The organism is Geomonas silvestris, from assembly GCF_014193515.1.
GTDB lineage: Bacteria > Desulfobacterota > Desulfuromonadia > Geobacterales > Geobacteraceae > Geomonas > Geomonas silvestris.
Genome location: NZ_BLXX01000009.1, coordinates 76507 through 97014 on the forward strand (window position 1 = coordinate 76507; position 20508 = coordinate 97014).

Consider the following 20508-nt stretch of genomic DNA (forward strand, 5'->3'; position numbering starts at 1 on the left):
AGAGGTGCCCGATATGAGATCATGGATCAAGAACATCACCCTGCTGTGTCTGGCCGGCGCGCTGTGCGCCTGCAGTAACGGCAACGGCAACTCGGCCACCGGCCTGGTCGACAACTCGGGAAAGCACGCCGCCAACTGGCTGGAACAGCACTGGAGCGTGGCTGCCAACCTTAAGGGGACGCTCCCCGGCGACGCGGCCGCCAAGGTCGCTGCGACCGGCACCCCGTGTGCCCAGTGCCACGGCAAGGACCTCCTGGGCGGCATCTCCAAGGTGAGCTGCTTCTCGGCTCAGCTTCCCAACGGCATGCAGTGCCACTCCACCAAGATAGGGCACCCGGACGGCTGGGGCTCCAACGCGATGTTCCACGGCAAATTGGGCGCCATGGCACCGGGGGGCTTTGCCTTCTGCGAGAGGTGCCACAGCCTGGGGACCCAGGCCGCTGCGGGTAAAACCCAGACCTCCTGCTCCACCAACAACCCGAGCTGCCACAACTCCGGCGCGCCGCATCCTGCGAAGCCCTGGATCACCGGCAACATCGACCACGGCCTGGCGAGCTCGACCAACGCCGCGGTCTGCGCCCAGTGCCACGCAAACGGCAGCAACTTCCGCTGGGGGATCATGACCTCCACCAAGGCGTCGGGGAGCCCCGATGCCCCGACTCCGGACTGCTACAACAACACCATGTGCCACGGCGGGCAGGTGACTCCGCCGGACGGGCACCAGACCGGCAGCGCCTACCTGGCATCCGGCCAGCACGGTCCCGACGCGGCCGGCTACTCCACTGGCCACGTAGGACAGGGGCTCGCCGAGTGCGCCAAGTGCCACGCCGACCGGACCACCGGCCTTTTCAACGTGCAACTCACCGGGGCGACCGGCTTTGCCAACGGCTGCGAGACCTGCCACACCAAGCAGCACGTACCGCACCCGCTTCCCTGGCTGTCGAACCGCACGGCCAGCGAGATGATTCCGGGCGGCGTCCCGAACCAGACCTCGCACTCCAGGACGGCGGGCGGTAACGTCGGGAACGACTGCACCGGCTGCCACGGCACCGCACTCGACGGTGGCGCGGGCGCCAAGTACAACGCACCGAACTGCATGTCCAGCTCGCTGGACGGCGTGAAGTGCCACTTCCAGAGCCTCGCCAACGCCAACAAGCGCTCCGGGTGCGTCTCCTGCCACGACGGCGTGACCCAGGTGACCGACAGCGCGCACGCCTACACCGTGACCCTGTCCGCCTTCACCAACAACAAGCCGACCAGCGGGATCCACGCCGTGCACACGGACGGTGCCAAGATCCCCGGCCTTGGCTGCGGGGCCTGCCATTCCGGCGGCGGTGCCGATCCGGTCACCCTGCTGGGCAACGCGCGCCACGCCGACGGCTTCTTCGACATCTCCTCGGCGAGCTACTGGGCCAAAGGTGCCTCCTTCAGCTACGACCGGAGCACCAAGACCTGCTCCAACGTGCGCTGCCACGGCGGCGCAACGCCCAAGTGGGACGGCTCCACCTCGATCGACGTGGCCGTTAACTGCGACGCCTGCCACCAGGCCGGCCCGGTTGGCGTTCCCTACACCCCGCAGTTCAACAGCTACTACTCGGGTCAGCATGACTTCCACCTGAACCCGGCGAACCAGGCCTTCTTCCCGGGGCTTGCCTTGGTCACCTGCCAGAGCTGCCACACCCTCACGGCGGAGCAGCACTTCAGGTTCCTGGCGGTCCCGACCTTCCCGACCACCAACGGCTACCGCCCGATCGACACCGTCAACCTTACGGCGTTTGGCGGCGTCCTCGACAAGACCGCCAAGACCTGCGCGAACGTAAGCTGCCACAACAGCCCGAACGCCAAAGCCTGGTAACGGGCGAAAAAGGAACTCCCCGGTTTTCCCGGACAGGGAAGACCGGGGAGAGAGCACGAACAGCAGCATGCCGGGGTGTAAGACCCCAGAGGAACCACTGAACCATGAGAACCACCCTTTTTGCGACACTCCTTATGGCCGTTCTGCTCGTCTCCGGATGCGGCGGTGGCGGCGGCAACGGCGCCCTGACGGTCCCGACGGTTTCCGGCGTCGCCGCAACCGGCGCGGCCATCAAGGGGACGGTCACCCTGAAGGACGCGGCCGGACACCAGGAGCTCAGCAAAATCACCGACTCCAAGGGCAGCTTCTCCTTCGACGTGAGCGGGCTCAGCGCACCGTTCATCCTCAAGGTGACCCCCGACGGCGGCGGGAGCGCACTCTACTCCTTCACCTCCGCGGCGGGGACCGCCAACCTGAACCCCATGGCAAACCTGGTGGTCGCCAAGGCGGCCCTGGCGTCCGGGGCTTCCGACCCGGCGACCGCCTACCAGAACGCGAGCGCCCAGACCCTGCAGGGGATCTCCGGGAGCCTCGGGCAGGCACTTACCGACGTGCGTGCCACCTTGGCCGCGCTCTTGGTGAAGTACAGCGTAGCCAAGCCCGACCCGGTCACCGGCGCCTACAATTTCGACGACATCGACCCGATCGCCGGGAGCTACAAGGCCGACGGCACCGGGCTGGACGGCATGTTCGACAAGGCGCAGCTCACCCTGAACAACGGCCAGCTGACCGTCGTGGACGCAGGTGTTCCCACGACCTACGACCTGCAAAACGACGTTGCCGGCTTCGCGATCTACGGAACCGTCACGGTGGACAACCTCCCCTTTGCCGGCGTCCAGGTGAGCGTCAATGACGCCACCAGCAAGCTGTGCTACGGCAACGTCCAGACCGACGCCGCAGGTGGCTACCGGATCGCCGGCGTGCCGAAGGGGAACTACACGGTGGCGGCCGTGAAAAACGGCTACAGCTTCCAGCCCGCCACAAGCCAGGTGGGGGTAACCGGCTCGGACGTAGCGGCGCCGGTATTCAAGACCGCGCACCCCTACAGCATCTACGGCACGGTCTCCGCCTCCAACGGGGCGGGGCTCGCCGGGGTCACCGTGACCGTGATCCGCACGGGTTTCCAGCAGGGGAAGACTGCGGTGACCGACGGCAACGGCCGCTACCTAGTAACCGGGCTCACCGACGCCACCTATACCGTCACGCCGACCCGCAGCATCGCCGCAACCGGCAGCGCGGTGGTCTTCGACGTCGTCTCCAAGACCGTGCAGCTTAGTGCTGACAGCAACTTCTCCCAAACCGATTTCCAGGCCGACGTCCCGGTCTACACGATCTCCGGGAGCGTGCGGATGCACACCGACAACTCTGCGATGGCCAACGTGGCGCTCACCCTGACCGCGCTGACCAACGGCGGAGCCGTCACCGCGGGGAGCGGCAGCACCTTCGCGACGGTTTCCGACAAAGACGGCAACTTCACCCTGGCCGGGCTCCCCAGCGGCTACTACGCCATGGCGCCGGCTCTGACCGGCTACGAGTTCAGCCTGTTGAACGCCTCCCCCGGCGCCACCATCGGGATGTTCCAGCTAGGCGGCGCCGACCTGACCCTGCGCTTGGGGGGGTGGTCGGTCGACGAGAAGACCGGCGGAGTGGGGGGGATCGGAAGGTGATAACCCTGGCGCCGGGAGGGCGCCTTGAGGTTTAGAACATAGCTGCACGGTTCGCTTATCGACCATCAGGAAAACAGGAGGGTAAACCGGGTGGAACTACAACGAGGAGGAAGACAAATGAAACACAGTATGGGTAGTAAAGTGCAGTTCGTGCTGTATGGCCTGCTCATCGTCGCCCTAGCGGGCTGTGGCGCCAACAAGCTCGGTCTTGGCGGCAGCAACAACCCCGGCGGCGTCTCCGCAAAACTGGCATTCAACCAGGGTGCGGCAGGGGCCAAGGCAGCGGCGAAGACAGTTGCCGGTCTGCCGGCAGGCGTCACCCAGGTACAGGTCACCGTGACCGGTACCGGTGCCGACGGCCAGCCGATTCCGGTGGTGCGCGGGGTGTTCGGCAACGTGTCGAGCGCCACGGTAAGCGGCATCTATCCGGGCAAAGTTACCCTGGCCGTCAAGGCCTTCGTGGGTAACGCCCTCACCTACGAGGGTTTTGCCATCGGCGTTCCCGTGGCGTCCAACGCGACCAGCCACCTGAACAAGCCGATCAAGATGTACTACCCGCAGGAGAAGACCCAGGACGTGGCCTGCATCCAGTGCCACGAGACCACCCTGGACACTGACGGGCAGAACCTCGGTGCGAACTTCAAACAGTCTGCTCACTACACCGTGCACGGCTACACCCAGGTCCCGAAAAACGGGGCAACGGATGTCGGCTGCGCCGGCTGCCACGGCACCTCGCACAACGACCCGGTCCCCTCCACCAGCGGCCGCTGCTTCGAGTGCCACGGCCCGGTGCTGGCGCCGAGCCACAAGGGTAACGCTACCCTCATCGTGGACAACAACTGCAAAAACTGCCACTACCCGCACAACGTCGAGACCTTCGTCTCCGGCCGTTGCGTCGCCTGCCACTCCGTGGGCCAGGACGCCACCGCCGAGGGGAGCTACGTCAACGACAACAACGGCGTGCGCTCCATCACCAACGAGTTCAGCAAGTGGTCGCACCACGTAACCGGTGTAACCCTGAACGACGCCCACTGCGCCGCCTGCCACCTGGAAGGCAAAGTGAACGCCGACGGCGAGGTGGTGGTCGACACCACCAAGCACATGGCTGACGCCAAAACCCACCTGCGTAACGCCGACACCGACGCCGACATGCAGTGGGATCCGGCAAACCCCAGCTTCACCACCATGGATAACTTCTGCCTCTCCTGCCACGACGCCAACGGCGCTACTTCCGCAGGGAGCCAGGCTATCCAGGCTGCCATCAACGCCAAGGGGATCAACGCCGAAGGGAAGCTCGCCTCCGCCAGCAACCCGTTTGGTGACACCATCTCCAACCAGTACGACAAGATGGAGCGTCCGGCCGTCGTCGACGCAGCCGGCCAGTTCGCTACCGGCAACACCTCGCACCACGCCGTCCTCGGCAAGCGCTACTCCGGCCGTACCCGCGCCGCTGTCGCACGTCAGATCGCGAGCCCGGCTACCTTCGCTGCCAACTCCTCGGCTACCCTGCCGGGCGCACGCAGCACCATCTACGACGCAGGCAAGTTCCAGTCCGACTACGTGACCCTGGCCGACGCAGCTGGCGAGCCGGCTGGCCGCAACGGCGGCACCACCCTGGGCGACGACTCCACCCTGCACTGCGGCGACTGCCACACCGTCGGCCAGTACCGTCAGGCTGACGTCGGCTCCCGCTACAACAAGGCCGTCATCGGCGCCCACGGCTCCAACAACGAGTACCTGCTGCGCAACAACGCCGGTACCGACGCTCGCCACATGGGCGTTCAGACCAGCACCAGCGCAACCGCTGCGGTTCTCGGCTACGGCACCAACCCGTACCTGGTCTGCTACAACTGCCACGCCTTCAACACCTACGGCGTCCCCGGTGCAACCGGCATCGGCGGCGTAAACCACATCGGTGAGTACTCGCAGACCAACCGCTGCAACGGTCCGCAGAACACCATCTTCGGCAACATGACCGGCGAAGCACGTCTGCGCTCCATCGTGACCCAGACCAGCTCCACCAGCTTCGGCAAGCAGAGCGCAACCTTCAGCAACGCCTTCGGCATCCAGTGCGCTAACTGCCACAACTCCGGCATCTCCGCCAACAACATCTTCGGCGGCATCCACGGCTCCAAAGATGCCACCTACACCGACGGCATGGGCAACACCGTGAAGCACCAGCGCTTCCTGCCGGGTCTGGGCAACGTGATGTACGTCCCGGGCACCCTGGGCGGCTTCACTGGCGGCACCACCGCCACCTTCAACTCCTACTCCGGTAACCGCGACGGCGTCAAGTTCGGCAACATGACCGGTCAGACCTTTACCCTGCTGCCGGTACGCGGCGTGGTTGCCGGTACCACCACCAGCACCACGACCACCGTCGACGGCGTGACCGTACCGGTCACCAACGCCTACGGCTACACCGCCACCACCATCAAGACCGGTTCCTACCAGTACGTGACCGGTGGCGTCAGCAGCGACCTGAACTGGGAGCAGAAGTCCGTTCAGCCGATCTCCGGCCAGTTCGACTTCGGTGCCCAGGCGATGGGCTGCTACACCCTGGGAAGTGGTAACGGCGCCTCCAGGAACAACTCCGCCTACCAAAAGGTGGGTGTGCCGGGCACCCCGGTCGCGGCTGCCGGCATCCAGGCAGGGCAGAAAGGCCCGGATGGCACCACCAACGTGTTCGATAACTGGGGTGGCTGCGACGACCACGACGCTCAGCAAGCCGGCGGCGACCACCGTCAGTTCCGCAAGGTGCTGCGTAAGGTAACCTACTAACCTGGCTTTGGGTGGAGAGGCATCCCCTCTCCACTTGGACCTGCAATGGGCCGGCGCCTCAAGCGCCGGCCTTTTTTTAAACGGCAGCTCCACGACGGGCGTGTTACCGTTTCGGGGAGCTCCGCCAGGATGTGACGGGTCTTTACTCGCGCGGCTTGGGAACCCTCCCGGAGAGCCGCGCCTCATCGCTGGGTCCTTGTAGACCCACCAAAAGGAGACATCATGAGAAAAGAATTGTTTTTTGGAGTGCTGGGGTGCCTCGTCCTGGGTGCCGTTGCCGGCCAGGCCGCCGAGAAGTGGGACAAGAACAGCTACACCGACAAGGCCATCCGCTCCGGCTACTACGACGCCTCGAGCATCAAGTCCAAAGCCGGCGTGGTGAGCTGGACCGAACGCTACGTCCTCACCCCGGAAGGGATCGAGTACGTCAATGCCGAGCTCTCCAAGTATCCGGTATGCAAGGAAAAGATCGCCAAGGACGGGAAGGTGGTCGAGTACCAGCTGGACTACGAGGTGAAGAACAACAAGCAGTACCGCGGGACTGCCAAGCGCTACTACAACAAGGCCAACAAGGTGGTCTGCACCGACAAGGAGACCGGCACGGACTTCAATACCGGGTGGCGCACCATCGAGCGTTACTCGCCGATCCAGCAGGCCCAGTACGACCTGGTCACCAAGTACAAGGTGAAGTTCCAGTAGCGTCCTTTTTCAATTCGGTTTCCGATGCCTCCGGTGCCTGCAAAAACCTCCCGGTTTTCCTGCAGTGTTCCCGGAGGTTTTTTTGTCGCTGGCGGCCACCCTTTGCCGCAAAGAGAGGGCCCGTGCAGGTTGACTATGACAATCCCACTTTTTTTAGTTAGAATGCCGCCATGATAAAGATCATGGTCTGTGCCATCCTGCTGGCCTCCCCGCTGCCGCTATTGGCTGCCGGGCTGGACACGCCGGTCCTCTCTCCGCCTCTGGCCACCGCTCGCTTCTTCGATCCGGAGCGACTGTTGACCACCGCGGGGATCCGGTACCAGGCGGCGGGGGCGCTCACCCTGGAGCCGGAATTGGGCCTTGGCTATCGGGCGCTGGAGCGCGACCTGCAGGGGGGCGCCGCGGAGGAGATCCACAAGGTGCACGCCCAGGCCGGCTGGCGCCTCTCGCTGGCCGATACGCTCTACCTTTCGGCCGCCGCCAAGCTTCCGGTCTACTCGTACCTGCGCTCGGGCAGCTACTGGGGGCAGAGCCTGGGGAGCCGCCAGGAGTACGACCTGGTGCACTCGCTGCGCGAGACACCGGCCTGGACCGGGGAGATGGGGGTGCACCTGGGAAGCCGCGCCGACCTCACGCTCTACTACGACCAGGCCCCGGTGCCGGGCGCGCTGACCGGGCTGCACCAGCAGGAAGAGCGGATCGGCACCCGGATCATCTGGCGCTTCGAGTAGCGCTGGGGGGCTTGCCGGAGCGCCCCTTGTAGCAGTGACGGAATCTGCTACTCTAGTCCAGTTGCACGACTGACTGCTCCGGAGTAACCGTCATGATACTGCGCGTCGTCTATACCAGTGGAGAGACAGGCCTGGTCAAGGCGGCCGACCTCGACGTACTGATCAAGGAAGAGAAGATCGTGGCGTTTTGCCGGGCCGACGGCTGGGTGCGCATCGGCTTCGACCCGATCCGCCACCTCGAGCGCCCCTACAACAGCCCTGGCAGGCGCTGGGCCGACCTCTCCCAGGGGAAGAAGTAACCTCCCCCCAACGCATCCGCTCCCCGCACACCGAAAACCTTTCCGTCCCCCCACCTGCGGACGCCGCACGCGCGCCTCCGGCGGACCGCACGCCGGCGCCTACAACCTGAACGCCCCCCCAGCCTCACAATCCCCTTGACTCTCCTCGTGCTTTCGCTATGCTCGGCCCGATTGTCACCGTTTACCGGCTCATGAGGCCGGCTTTCGAGCGGAACAAAGGGGGGGACATGGCCTACCTGCTTGCCATCGATCAAGGCACCACCAGCAGCAGAGTCACGCTCTACACGGAACGGGGAGAGCCCCTGGGGAGCGCCGGGCGCCCGCTCACCCAGCACTTCCCGCAGCCCGGCTGGGTGGAGCACGACCCGGAGGAAATCTGGCTCGGGGTCGTGGAGTGCCTGAGGGAGGTCCTCGGCGCCGCCTCGCTCTCCCTCGCCGAGGTGGCCGGCATCGGTATCACCAACCAGCGCGAAACCACGGTGCTCTGGGAGCGCTCCACCGGGCGCCCCCTGCACCGGGCCATCGTCTGGCAGGACCGGCGCACCGCGAGCCGCACCGCAGCTCTGCGCGAGGCGGGACACGAGGCGCTGGTCCGGAAAAAGACCGGGTTACTGCTCGATCCCTACTTCTCGGCCAGCAAGCTCGGCTGGCTTCTGGACGAACTCCCGGGTGTGCGCGAGCGGGCGCTGCGGGGCGAGATCTGCTTCGGCACTGTCGATTCCTGGCTCATCTACCGGCTGACCGGCGGGCGCTCCCTGGTAACCGACCTCTCCAACGCGAGCCGCACCCTTCTTTTCAACATCCAGACGCTGTCCTGGGACGACGAGCTCCTCGAGCTTTTCGGCGTGCCGAGGAGCCTGCTCCCGGAGGTGCTCCCGAGTACCGCCTGCTTCGGGTGCACCGATCCCGCTCTCTTCGGGGCCGAGGTCCCGATCACCGGGGTGGCCGGCGACCAGCAGGCGGCCCTCTTCGGCCAGGGGTGCCACCAGCCGGGGCTCGCCAAGGTCACCTACGGCACCGGCGCCTTCGTGGTCTTGAACTGCGGCACCTGCAGCGAGCCGGGGGACGGGGTGTTGACCACCATCGCCTGGCAGCTCCCGGGGGAGCCGGTCTGCTACGCGCTGGAGGGATCCATCTTCATCGCCGGAGCCGCGGTGCAGTGGCTGGTCGAGGGGCTGGGGCTCCTGAAAAGCCCGTCCGAGGTGGAGGCGCTGGCGCGCAGCGTTCCCGACAGCGGCGGCGTCTACTTCGTGCCGGCGCTCTCGGGGCTGGGGACCCCCTACTGGGACCCGCAGGCGCGCGGCGTGATCGCGGGGCTTACCCGGGGGAGCAGTGCCGGCCACCTGGCGCGCGCCGCCCTGGAGGCGATCGCCTTCCAGACCGTCGACGCGATCCGGGCCATGGAGCGCTCGAGCGGGCTCGTGCTGCGCGAGCTGCGTGCCGACGGGGGGGCCGCCGCGAACAACCTGCTCCTGGAGCTGCAGGCCGACTTTTTGAACGCGCCGGTGCTGCGGCCGCGCTCCACCGAGGGGACCTCGCTGGGCGCGGCACTTCTGGCCGGCATCGGCGCGGGGGTGGTCGACCCTGCGCGGGCCGGGGCGGACTGGGAGATGGACCGGGAGTTTCGACCCCAGCTGGCGCAACGGGAGCGCGAGCGGCTCTACCGCGGCTGGGGGAGGGCGGTCAGGCTGTCACTTGGATGGGAAGAAGAGGCAGGGTAAGGCTAAGGTTGAGGTTGAGAAAAAACCTCGATGTGCGGACGGAAGATGGGAAGGCTTAATTGGCCGCCTGGGCCGGACACCGGCAGGTGAAGAATAGTATGACGCGAGGCGCCGTGAGGTGTTTCTCAATATTACCTCAACCTGTCTGCAGGACCTCGCGGACCTTTGACAGGAGCTGGCTTGGCAGCAGGGGCTTGTTCACCAGGTGCAGCCCCTGGTCGGCCAGGCCGTTTTTGTCCATGATGTCGGCGGTGTAGCCGCTGATGAAGATCGCCTTGCTCCCGGGCTTGCGGGCGCAGATCTCGGAGAAGGTCTCCTTGCCGTTCAGCTTCGGCATCACCACGTCCAGGATCAGGAGGTCGATCTCCTGCTCGTGCTCCCGGAAAAGGGCAAGCGCCTCGGCTCCGTCCGCCGCCTCGAGTACCCGGTAACCCTGGGCCGTCAGTACGCTGCGCACCAGGGAGCGGACGCTCTGGTCGTCCTCGGCCAGCAGGATGGTCTCGCTGCCGCCTGCGATCGGCTCGCTGTCCGGTGCCGGCGCCGCTTCGGGCTCGCCGCACACCGGGAGGTAGATGTTGAAGGTGGTACCGTGCCCCGACTCGCTGTAGACGTTGATGTAGCCGTTATGCTGCTTCACGATGCCGTACACGATGGAGAGCCCGAGCCCGGTGCCATGCCCCATCTCCTTGGTGGTGAAAAAGGGCTCGAAGATCTTCTCGCGCACCACCTCGCTCATCCCGGCGCCGGTATCGGAGACACTTAAGACGGCGAAGTCGCCGGGCTTGCCGTAGCCGTGCAGCCTGACGAACTCCTGGTCGATCCGGATCCGCCCGGTGCTGATGATCAGGCAGCCGCGGCGGTCCATGGCGTCGCGCGCGTTGGCGGCCAGGTTCATCAGGACCTGCTCCAGTTGGGTGGAATCGGCAAAGACGGTGATCTTGTCCGGGGTGAGCCTGGCGACCAGCTCGATCTGCTCCCCGATCAGCCGGGCCAGGAATTTCTCCACCTTGAGCACGCACTGGTTCAGATCGAGCGGCCTCGGGGTGATGGCCTGCTTGCGGCTGTAGGCCAAAAGGCTGTTGGTGAGGGAGGCGGCCCGCTCCGAGGCGGCCATGATCTGGTTCAGGTTCTGGCGCAGCGGCGTGTCGCTCTCCAGCTGCTGGGAGGTCAGGTTGCAGTACCCCATGATGACCGTGAGGATGTTGTTGAAGTCGTGCGCCACCCCCCCTGCCAAGGTCCCCAGCGCTTCCATCTTCTGGGCATGGCGCAGTTGGTGCTCCAGGTTTTTCTGCTCGGTGATGTCGCGGAAGTTGATGACCCGCCCTACGATGTTCCCCTCGACCACTTGGGGGGTGGCCACCCGCTCGAAGACCCTGCCGTCCCTGAAGGCGAGGATGTCCGTGGATTCCCGCTGCGGATCCTTGCGCTGCCGCTCGGTGATCTCGAGGAAGTGGTGCGGGTCCTTTAACTGGTCCAGCACGTAGTCGCGCATGCTCCGTTCGTCCCCGTCCGCCAGGATCTCCTCAGGCATGCCCCACATCTCGGCGAACCTGCGGTTGGCGATCACCGACCTCCCCGCGAGGTCCCGCACGATGATCCCGTCGGCGGTGGATTCGAGGGTCGCATTCAAAAGGGACAGGGCCTGCTTCATCTGCGCTTCCCCCTCTTTGCGGGCGCTGATGTCCCTGATGATGGCAAGCCACATCCGGTTCTCCTCCCAGTCGACCTGGCTCAGCGAGACCTCGAGCGAAAGGGGTGCGCCGCCCCGGTGCCGGCCCTTGATCTCGAGCGTGGCGGCCCCCTTGCCGGGGCGGGGCGCGGTACCTGCCTTGATCACCGCCTCGAACTGCACCGGGTCCAGCAGGGCCCGCAGCTTTCCGCCCGGCAGCTCCTCCGCGGAGTAGCCGAAGAGCTCTTCGGCGGCCCGGTTGAAGGCTTGGACCTTTCCGGCCTCGTCGAAGATTATCACCCCGTCCACCACCCCGGCGAGGATCCGGTCGGTGAGCGTTTTCTGCATGGCGGCGACCCTGCGGAAGGGCTGGAAGACCCTGCGGTAGAGCATGGGGGTGAACAGGGCGGTAAGCAGCGTGGCGTCGAGCAGGTTTTCCAGGTAGGGGTTTTTGATGGGGACCAGCCAGGGGAGCAGGTACATGATCGTCGTCTCGATGACGAAGAGCACCCCCAAAAGGAGCGCGATGGTCTGCACCGGCGAGGGGAAACTCAGGTTGTTCATCTTCAAAGGGGTCATGAAGTTCCCAAGGAAAAGGTGGGCTTGCGGCGCAGAAATGCCCGCGTTATCCGGCCGGGTCGGCTCTGGCGCTGTACGCGTCGAGGCGACCGTCGGGAGCGGATGCCCCGGCGCTCGCCGCAGCGGCAGTTGCACTCTGCCGGTTGCTGATCATCTCATTGGTATTCATCGGTCCGAACGCTTCAAACTTTAGTAAGCATTGCCGAAGAGACTTCAGGTAGCGCAAGGCAGATTGCCGGTGTGCGCGGCGAGCGCACCCGGAGCAAAGAGTAGAGCAGACAGGGGGAAGATTTTCATGACACGTACGGCCCAGTTGGAGAACCTGCGGCGTGGCGAGGGGTTCGACCTGCTTGTGGTGGGCGGGGGGGCGACCGGCTGCGGCGTGGCCCTCGATGCCGCCAGCCGCGGGGTGCGGGTGGCGCTGGTCGAGCGCGAGGATTTCGCCTCGGGGACCAGCGGCCGCAGCACCAAACTGGTGCACGGCGGGGTCCGCTACCTGGAGGCTGCGCTCACCCGCCTGGACCGGGTGCAGTTCAACCTGGTGCGCGAGGGGCTGCACGAGCGCGGCATCCTGCTTAGGCTGGCACCGCACCTTTGCCACCGGCTCCCCCTGGTCACCCCGCTCTACGGCACCCTCGAGGTCCCCTACGTCTGGGCCGGCCTCAAACTCTACGACTTTTTGGCGGGCCGGCTCGGGCTGGGGCACAGCAGGTTCGTGAGGCGCGAGGAGCTCGTCCGGCGCTTCCCCATGATCCGCCGCGAGGGGCTCAAGGGGGGCGTCTCTTACTACGACGGGCAGTTCAACGACGCCCGGATGAACCTGGCGCTGGCCCTGAGCGCGCGGCAGCAGGGGGCCTTAGTCCTCAACTACCTGGAGGTCAAGGAACTCGTGCACCGCAAGGGGAGGGTGGCCGGAGCCCTGGTCCGGGACCGGCTGGCCGGGGACTCCTTCGAGGTCCGGGCGCGCTGCGTGGTGAACGCGACCGGCCCCTGGGGGGACCTGCTGCGCCGCCTGGACGACCCGGCAACCGAGCCCCTGCTCAGGGCGAGTTCCGGGACCCACATCGTGCTCCCGGCCTCCTTCGCCCCGGCCCAGGCGGGGATCACCATCCCGCGCACCGAGGACGGCCGGGTGCTCTTCATCCTCCCCTGGCTCGGTGGGTGCCTGGTCGGGACCACCGACAACCCCGCCTCCCTCGAGCCCGATCCCCAGGCTTCTCCTGCCGACATCGACTACCTGTTGCGGCACCTGGCGCGGTACTTCAGCATCGAGGCAGCCCGCTGCGACATCACGGCGGCCTGGTGCGGTTTGCGCCCCCTGGTGCAGGACCCCGCCGCCCACGACACCGCCGGGCTGGCGCGCGACCACGTGGTGAACATTTCCGGCAGCGGGCTCGTTACCATCGCCGGCGGCAAGTGGACCACCTACCGCAGGATGGCCCAGGACGCCGTCGACGCCGCGCTGCGCGAGGGAGGGCTCACCCCGCGGCGGGAGTGCCACACCGAGCGGATCCCGCTTTTCGGTGCGGCAGGTTACCACGGGGCGCTCGCCGCCGAGCTCGCGCAAACGTTCCGCCTGGAACCGGAGGTGGCCGCGCACCTCGCCCGCAACTACGGCGGGGAGGCCGGCCGGGTCTGCAAACTGTGCCGGGCGGAACTTGCCGAGCGGCTGGTGGCGCGGCACCCCTACCTCAAGGGGGAGGTGGTCTACGCGGCGCGCCACGAGATGGTCCGGCAGGGAGCCGATTTTCTTTTGCGCCGGATCCCGCTCGGGCTTTTGGACCGGCGGGCGGCACTCGAGGCGGCGCCGGCCGTCCTCGACCTTCTGGCCCGGGAACTCTCCTGGAACGAGGAGGAAAAAGCTATCGAGCAACACCGGCTCGCCCAGTCGCTCCACCCGCTCCCCTGAGGCTTCCCCTGGCCGCCGGCGCCCCCTTAGCGCCGGTCCTCTCCCTCTTCCCACCTCGGCTCTTCCTCTGACCTGCCAGCTCTTTTCCGCGCTTCCTTCCGGCTTCCCTCCCCCCTTCACCCCCTTTCCCTCACGAGTTTTGCAGCACCCGGAGTTGAATAGTTTGTCCAAAAAACGCAGACGACTCTTGCTAAATCATAATTAGCTGGTAAATAAGAATCTGCCAATAAAAATTAGCTAATGTAATTCGCGATTGAGAGGAGGGTTCGGATGCTGTCGGCATCTGACGCTGTAACTGACACCTCTCTGCGGTACCACGCAGTTATCCCCAAGGACAATTGACCCTCTTTTCGGCTCCAGGTCGCACCGGGTGCAGGTCACCTACTGTCATCTTCCCATCTCGTGACAGTACCTGACCAGGCAAGGCCAGCTGGTGAGCTGTTGGCTTCGGAGTTCATAACTGCTTCGGGGGAGGTGACCCAATCCGCACGATGGGCGTTTGGCGTTGTGAAGCTGCAATCAGCGTTTCAGGAAAGGAGGTTACATTAATGGTGATCAAAGGGGTGTCTCGATTGCTTCTCTGCATGTCCCTGCTGACCGCTACCGCGAGCTGGGCGGCGGATATCCACGGCAGAAGCTCCACCCAGTTCTTGACCGGCACCAGCGGGTTCACCAGCGACCGGCGCCAGAACGAACTGGACGAGTATCTGCGGCTGTCCATCACCAACATCGACGCGGCCGGCAAGTTCTCGCTGCAGGGTTACGGCAGGATCGGCCAGGACTTCGGCGCGGGGGACGGACTGAACGGCCGGCTCTACTACCTCTACGGGGAGTACCGTGGCCTCTACGACAAGATCGACTTCCGCCTGGGGCGCCAGTTCGTGAACCTCGCGGCGGGGAGCGCCATCATCGACGGCGTCCAGGTCGACCTACGCAACGTGGGGCCGGTGGGGTTCACGCTCCTTGGGGGGCGCGACGTGCTGTTCGGCTTCGGCGGCGAGACCGGGGATCCGGCCAACACCGCGTTCGGCCTGGCCGCCTACCTGGCCGGCTTCAAGAAGACCGACGCCGAGATCAGCTGGTTTCGGAAGTGGGACGGCGGCGACAACTCCCGCGACCAGCTGGGGGGGAACTTCCGCCAGCAGCTCTTCAACTCCCTGCAGGTCTACGCGAACGCCCGCTACGACCTGGTGACAGAGACCTTCAACGAGGTCCAGGCCGGCGTCAAGTTCTTCCCGACCTCAAGCCTGCTCTTCACCGGCGAGTACTACCAGAGCTATCCCATCTTCGACACCACCTCCATCTACTCGGTCTTCGCCGTCAACCGCTACCAGGAAGGGGTGCTCAAGGTCAACTACCGCTTCAACGAGATCGTTTCGGTGTACGGCGGCGTCACCCGGGAGGAATTCGGCGATGGGGGGGGCGCCTTCGTCTGGCAGGCAGGGACGGCGCTGCGCCCCATCGATCCCCTCGGGATCACCGTCGAGTACGACGCGCGCAACGGCTACTACGGCAAGACCAACGGGATCATCTCCGACGTCACCTTCGACATCACCAAGAACGCCCAGGTGGCAGGCGGCATCGATTTCGACGTGTACAAGCGCGACGCCATGACCGGCGACGAGTACGCCCGGCGCTACTACCTGGCCGGCAGGTACCGGCTGGCCAAGAACCTGGCGGTCTCCGGAAGGATCCAGGACGACGTCAACGTGCGCTACACCAAGAACATCTCGGGCCGCTTCGTGCTCGATTACGACTTCTAGAAAGGGGGTGCCACTGTGAAGAACATGGTGTTCATCTGCACCGTTTTGCTCATGTCTGCAGCGTACGTACCACAGGCCACGGCGCAAAAGCAGAACCACAAAGAGTACCAGGATATGAAGATCTCCGAGTGCAACGACTGCCACAAGGGGGAGGGGGTCGCGCTGAACCACGACGCCGACTGGGTGCGCCAGCACCGCTCCATCGCCAGCAAGGCCGGCAGCAACTGCGCCCAGTGCCACACCCAGGCCTACTGCCTGGACTGCCACCAGGGGGGCGGCATCAACGCCGACCTGACCCGGGCGAACTTCGGCCAGGACTACATCCCGAGGAGCCACCGCAGGGACTTCGTCCAGATCCACCCGTTGAAGTCGCTGGACAACCCGCAGAGCTGCTACCGCTGCCACGACCAGCGCTTCTGCAACGAGTGCCACTCGCGCTACCCGCGCGGCAGCTTTAGGATCCGCTCGCACCTCCCCAGCGGCACGGGGCAGCTCTACAGCGGGGTCTGGAGCTCGGAGCACAGCCGCGAGGCGCGGCGCAACCTGCAGACCTGCCAGTCCTGCCACCCGGACGGGGACGTCTGCCTGCGCTGCCACGGCGGCAACCGGGCCGTGGGGCTGCGGGTCAACCCGCACCCGAAGAACTTTCAAGGCGGCAATATCAGTAGGAGAACCGACAGAACCTGTCGCGCCTGCCACTAGACCAATCGCTAGGAACAAAGGAGGACTCATCGCATGAAACAACTGAGACTGATAGCACCCCTTGTGTGCGTAGCACTCGTCGCCTTCCTTTCGGGCTGCGGCAGTGACAAGCGCGAAGGATCGACCCCGCCGCAGATCCAGGCCTCGCAGTCCTGCCTGGGGTGCCACAGCGGCACCGCCTCGCGGGTGACCGGCGCCTCGGTCGCCACCGACTGGCTCCGCTCCGCCCACGCCTCGGCCGCCGGCGGCGCCGGCTGCGACGACTGCCACCATGCGACCCAGCTGGGGCACCCGCAAAACGGCTCGATCCCGCCGCTCCCCAACGACTCGGTCTGCACCGCGCAGTGCCACACCAACACGGTCGCCATGAGCACCCAGCGGGCGCACTTCGCGAACCAGTCCGCCTCGTACCTCGGCTTCCCGCTCTCCAGGCTGAACCTCACCCTGGTCAACCCGGTGAACACCATCGCCACCCCGGGGACCGAGACCGCCACCAGCTGGTCCAGCTGCAACGGCTGCCACAACCCGCACGACCCGACCACGCTTTTGACGGTGAACCGCCAGTGGGCGCAATCCGGCCACGGTGACACCACGTCCGAGGCCTTCGACGAGGAACCCTTCGTGAAGTTCTCGGGCGGCACCTGCAACCGCTGCCACTCCGCCACCGGATTCCGCTACTACATGACCGTCGGGGTCCAGCGGGTGATCACCCCGGCGCTTCTGGGTGCCTACAGCTCGGCCAAAGAGGTGATCAGCTGCAACGCCTGCCACACCGACTACAGCTGGCGCAGGCTCTCCAGCGACAGCCGCGTCGCCTTCCAGGTCTTCTCCACCCCGTACGTGCGCTCCGATGCCATCAGCAAGCGGATCCCCGGAAGCAACTTTACCACCACCGCTTCCACTATCGGCGACAGCCAGCTCTGCGTACCGTGCCACGCCGGCCGCACCGGGGCCCGGGTCGGTGCCGCCATCTCCCTGGCGAGCCCGACCACTGCTCCCTTCGACTCGCACTACTTCCCGGCGGCCGCCACTATGTACGGCAAGATCGGCTTCATCAACTTCACCTCGCTGACCGCGGTCCTGCCGGCCGTCACCGCAACCACCGGAACCACCGGGTACGGTGCCATCGCGGCGACCACCTACGGCCAGAGCCTGATCACCAACGAGGACATCTCCGGCGGCGTCACCAGCACCCACCGCAGGCTCGGCACCCCGGCCATCAACGGGGATTCCCACAGCCCGTCCTTCTTCACCCCGGGACACCTGGATGCCAACGGTCCCTGCGTGGTCTGCCACATGACCGCGGGGCACACGCTGACCTTCGAGAACACCACCTTCGCCCAGAACACCTACAACCAGGTCTGCATCAACTGCCACACCTCCGAGCGCGGCACGCCGCTCAACGCGACCAACTTCATGGACCTCTTCGTGCGCGAGAACCGGGACCAGATGTTCGATGCCCTGGCCTTGGCGGTCCGGCTGCTGGAGACCAACTACGGGATCAGCATCAACCTGACCGACGACGAGGCGCTGGAGACCCCGCAGGACGTCTCCTACGTCTTCACCGCGACCGGTCGCTCGGCGGGGCTCACCGGGGTAACCGCCGGGACCCCGATCACCGGCACCAACTGGGCCGCCTACCTCACCGCCAACGGGCTCAGCAACCTGCAGGTCTACAAGCTGAAAGGGGCGATGTTCAACATCATCCTGAACTACAAGGAGAACTCGGCGTTCCTGCATGCCCGGACCCTCACCCGGCGGCTCATCTACGACTCCGTCGACTTCCTGGATGACGGGTTGATGAACCAGTCGGCGGGCACCACCGCGCAGGCGGTCTCGCTGCAAGGGAACGCCTCGAGCAACCGGGTCTTCGGCAAGTTCGTGAAGGACCTCAGGGCCTTCGTCACCAACACCGATGGCCCGCTCTACGGCACCACGACCCCGAGCATGACCTACCTGATCGGCTTCGACCGCACCACCGGGGCCTGGACGCCGCCGCAGCGCGAACGTCCGTAACCCTCCAAACCGGTAGCCGAACCGGAGCCCCGCCTGCTGTCAGGCGGGGCTCTTTTTCGTGGCAGCGGCTACCATCCTGCGGGAACGCCGGACGGAGGCGGGGCTGGCGGCCCGGGAGAGTTGGGAGAGTTGGGAGAGTTGGGAGTTGAGCGCGCCGGACCTGCTGGGCTACAATGAGAGGCGAGGGAGATGTAGTAATTACCGGAAACTGCCGCGGGAGGTGTGTGGGATATCGAATGAGAACGTGGAGCAGGCTATGTCGGTTATCTTTACCAACGGCGAAGAACGGGACGTTCCGGCCTACATGCTGGAATACCTGATACGCGAAAAAAAGATCGTCGCCTTCCTGAGGGCGGACGGCTGGGTACAGATCGGCAAGGACCCGATCCGCAAGGCCCAACTCCCACTGATCCGCCCCGGCGACAGGTGGAGCGATTTCATGTTCAAGCGCGACGGACACTGAGCCTCGCGCGGCGAAGCGGCCAGAAACAGGGGCCGCTTTCGTTTTTTCCGCCCCGTTATCTCGGCAGCAAACGCTCCTGAGTACTCCTCAAAGGACCCTCACCGCTCACCGGGGACCACATAGAAGCACCGGGGACTGGGCCAGTGCCGCGACGCGGTCCGGCACCGGGACCTGTTCCATCAATAACCCCACACTCTCGGCAAAGGTAAGGGCGGCGCTGATCGCCTGGGCGAGCTCCTCCTTATGCTCAGGCTGCCGCTCGGGAAGGTAGATCCAATGCCTGCCGCTCTTTGCGGCATGGAGCGCTACGGCAACCTGAAGCTGCCGCTCTCCCACCACGGCGAAGATGTACCCCTGGCAGACGACCGGGGCCTTCCCCTCGGGCGAGAGGCTTGCGACGTTTACCGAGCGGTAGAACTCGATGACGTCTTCGGGTTTTCGGCAGGCGAGGGGGCCGGCACCCGGTTTGAGCAGGAACATCCCGCAGCCATCGCTTGCGGCCTCGTCTGTCGGGAAAAAATCGTCGTCAGCAGAAGAGAGCGCCGCGCTCTCCTGGCTCCCGCCGGACCACTGGTACCAGTCCGCTGCCACACTGCTGTGCCGGTGCGGGAGCGGGCCGTGGTCCTCGGAAGACCCCTCGCCGACCGGCGTTTCCCACTCCTGGTGGAGTTCAGGGAGTTCCGGGAGTTCCGGGAGCTGGCAGGTCTGCGGCTCATCACCCTCCTGCCACATGCCGAACAGGGGGGGCTCGACCTTGGGTGTCTCGCACCCTTTGGCGCCGGCTTCCGGTGCGCCGTCGGCTTCTTCACGCGAGGAATCGGAAAGAGCGGCCGGTGCAGCACCTGGCGCGGTCAGCCGCGCCCCAAGCGCCGCCAGTTCCCTGATCAGGGTGGCATTCTCCTCTTCAAAGTGGGAACGCTCGCGCAGCGCCAGGTTGAGCGCGGCCTCCAGGGCGGTAAGTTCTGTCCCCTGCCGCTGCCGTTCCGCCAGGAGCCTCTCGAGCTGTCTCTCCAGCTCTGTGGCGCCTGCCGACGCCCGCTCTTTTTCAGCCAGCAGCTGCTGCAGCGTTTCCAGGCTCTCTTTCAAGCTGGCGCATTCCGCAGCGAGCTCGGTCTGCGCGGCGACCGCCTGGTCCCGTGCCTCAGTTAACCGCCCCACCTCCTCACGCAACGCCCCGGCCTCGGAGACCGCCTGTTCCCGTTTCTTCTCCAGCTTGAACCGGTCCTTGGCCGCCTTGCCCTGAAGCTTCCCCTGCCGCAAAAGCTCCTGCTCCGCGGCGGCGAGCCGGGCCGCCTGTTCCTGGCACTGCGCCTCGCTTTCGCGCAGCTGTCGGGATGCCGTCTCGTGCGCCGCGCTTTGTTCGGCGAGCTCCTGCTGCGCCGCGGCGAGCCGGGCGGACTGCTCCCGGTACTCCCCCTCGAGCCGGGTGTGACGCGCGGAGATCTCTTCATGAGCGGCGTTCAGCTCGGCAAGCTGCAAAGCCACCTCGCTTGCCTTTTCGCTCTGGGCCCGCAGCTCGAGCTGTTCGCTTGTTGAACGGTTGGCCTCGGCCCGGGAAGCCTCGCTCAGCTCCTGCTGCAGCTGGACCACTTCCTGCCTCGCCCGGTCGCGTTCCAGCTCGGCTCCCTGCACCTTTTCCTGGAGGTGCGCGAGC

Annotated in this window: 14 protein-coding genes; 12 read left to right on the top strand and 2 right to left on the bottom strand. The window is 65.8% G+C overall.

Annotation, left to right across the window (positions count from 1 at the left end; translation table 11 throughout):
* The first annotated feature begins 13 nt into the window (after window positions 1-13).
* The 7 genes from GMST_RS14365 to glpK all read left to right on the top strand — a co-directional run bounded on the left by GMST_RS14365 (window position 14) and on the right by glpK (window position 9753).
* The gene (locus GMST_RS14365; protein ID WP_183355379.1) at window positions 14-1855 is read left to right on the top strand and encodes a CxxxxCH/CxxCH domain c-type cytochrome; all 1842 of its coding nucleotides are present in this window, start codon (window positions 14-16) and stop codon (window positions 1853-1855) included.
* Window positions 1856-1959: 104 nt separating this feature from the next.
* Window positions 1960-3522 carry a carboxypeptidase-like regulatory domain-containing protein gene (locus GMST_RS14370; protein WP_183355380.1) on the top strand — a complete coding sequence of 521 codons (1563 nt, stop codon included), beginning with the start codon at window positions 1960-1962 and terminating at the stop codon, window positions 3520-3522.
* A 117-nt stretch (window positions 3523-3639) separates the two neighbouring features.
* Entirely contained in the window at window positions 3640-6303 is a 2664-nt protein-coding gene (locus GMST_RS14375; protein WP_183355381.1) for a cytochrome c3 family protein, read from the top strand.
* Between the two features lie 222 nt (window positions 6304-6525).
* Window positions 6526-7002, top strand: coding sequence for a hypothetical protein (locus tag GMST_RS14380; protein WP_183355382.1), 477 nt, complete (start codon window positions 6526-6528; stop codon window positions 7000-7002).
* Between the two features lie 170 nt (window positions 7003-7172).
* The gene (locus GMST_RS14385) at window positions 7173-7733 is read left to right on the top strand and encodes a hypothetical protein (protein ID WP_183355383.1); all 561 of its coding nucleotides are present in this window, start codon (window positions 7173-7175) and stop codon (window positions 7731-7733) included.
* Window positions 7734-7825: 92 nt separating this feature from the next.
* Window positions 7826-8032, top strand: coding sequence for a GSU3473 family protein (locus tag GMST_RS14390; RefSeq protein ID WP_183355384.1), 207 nt, complete (start codon window positions 7826-7828; stop codon window positions 8030-8032).
* Window positions 8033-8259: 227 nt separating this feature from the next.
* Window positions 8260-9753, top strand: a complete 1494-nt coding sequence (glpK, locus tag GMST_RS14395) for a glycerol kinase GlpK (protein WP_183355385.1) — start codon at window positions 8260-8262, stop codon at window positions 9751-9753.
* Window positions 9754-9889: 136 nt separating this feature from the next.
* Here the strand turns inward: glpK and GMST_RS14400 are convergent, their stop codons facing one another.
* Window positions 9890-12001 (bottom strand): hybrid sensor histidine kinase/response regulator, encoded by a 2112-nt coding sequence (locus GMST_RS14400; protein ID WP_183355386.1) that lies wholly within the window; start codon window positions 11999-12001, stop codon window positions 9890-9892.
* Between the two features lie 295 nt (window positions 12002-12296).
* Here GMST_RS14400 and GMST_RS14405 point away from each other — a divergent pair, with 295 nt between their 5' ends.
* The 5 genes from GMST_RS14405 to GMST_RS14425 all read left to right on the top strand — a co-directional run bounded on the left by GMST_RS14405 (window position 12297) and on the right by GMST_RS14425 (window position 18854).
* Window positions 12297-13910: an FAD-dependent oxidoreductase gene (locus GMST_RS14405; protein ID WP_183355387.1), complete on the top strand. Its 1614-nt coding sequence runs from the start codon at window positions 12297-12299 to the stop codon at window positions 13908-13910.
* 548 nt (window positions 13911-14458) lie between these two features.
* Window positions 14459-15673: a hypothetical protein gene (locus GMST_RS14410; protein ID WP_183355388.1), complete on the top strand. Its 1215-nt coding sequence runs from the start codon at window positions 14459-14461 to the stop codon at window positions 15671-15673.
* A gap of 15 nt (window positions 15674-15688) precedes the next feature.
* Entirely contained in the window at window positions 15689-16375 is a 687-nt protein-coding gene (locus GMST_RS14415; RefSeq protein WP_246399652.1) for a cytochrome C, read from the top strand.
* A gap of 33 nt (window positions 16376-16408) precedes the next feature.
* Window positions 16409-18391: a hypothetical protein gene (locus GMST_RS14420; protein WP_183355389.1), complete on the top strand. Its 1983-nt coding sequence runs from the start codon at window positions 16409-16411 to the stop codon at window positions 18389-18391.
* 256 nt (window positions 18392-18647) lie between these two features.
* Window positions 18648-18854 carry a GSU3473 family protein gene (locus GMST_RS14425; RefSeq protein ID WP_183355390.1) on the top strand — a complete coding sequence of 69 codons (207 nt, stop codon included), beginning with the start codon at window positions 18648-18650 and terminating at the stop codon, window positions 18852-18854.
* A gap of 105 nt (window positions 18855-18959) precedes the next feature.
* On the opposite strand, the gene GMST_RS14430 is transcribed toward GMST_RS14425, so the two are convergent.
* A complete protein-coding gene (locus GMST_RS14430) occupies window positions 18960-20486 on the bottom strand; it encodes a coiled-coil domain-containing protein (protein WP_183355391.1) in 1527 nt (508 codons plus the stop codon).
* Between the last annotated feature and the right edge of the window lie 22 nt (window positions 20487-20508).